The sequence below is a fragment of the Treponema sp. R6D11 genome (genome assembly GCF_054786075.1).
In genome coordinates this window covers 1-462 of record NZ_BDHD01000877.1, presented here as the reverse complement: position 1 = coordinate 462, position 462 = coordinate 1, and the positions used below count along the sequence as shown (strand labels likewise).

Below are 462 nucleotides of genomic sequence, written 5' to 3'. Positions count from 1 at the left end.
ACTATCCCTGAAGGGGTAACGCTTAAAAAAATGGCAAAAATAATTGAAGAATCGGGTGTATGTTCCGCGCAGGATTTTCTTGCCGCCGCAAATGATACTGGAATAATCTCCAAGTATCACATACCTAATCAATCAATGGAAGGCTATCTTTTTCCTGATACATATTATTTCCCAAGCGAGTATCCGGCGGAAAAAATAGTTACGACAATGGCTGATAATCTTTTTAGTAATTTAAAAAATATAGATCCCGCTATTTTTTCTATGACGCCAAAAGAGTTAAACGAAAAAATAATAATCGCCTCCATTGTTGAGAGAGAATACAGAGTAGAGAAGGAAGCTCCTGTTATGGCGGGAGTTTTTTACAACAGGCTAAAAATTAAAATGGCGTTGCAATCTTGCGCCACAGTAGAATACATTATAACTGAGATACAAAAAAGAAACATAAAAGAACTGTAAAAACAG

General features: G+C 35.9%; 1 protein-coding gene. It reads left to right on the top strand.

Translation table 11 applies throughout. The annotated features are described in order from the left end of the window. Nucleotides 1-456: endolytic transglycosylase MltG (gene mltG / locus ACYVTD_RS16610; RefSeq protein WP_461248763.1), on the top strand; the 456-nt coding region annotated here is incomplete at its 5' end. Between the last annotated feature and the right edge of the window lie 6 nt (nucleotides 457-462).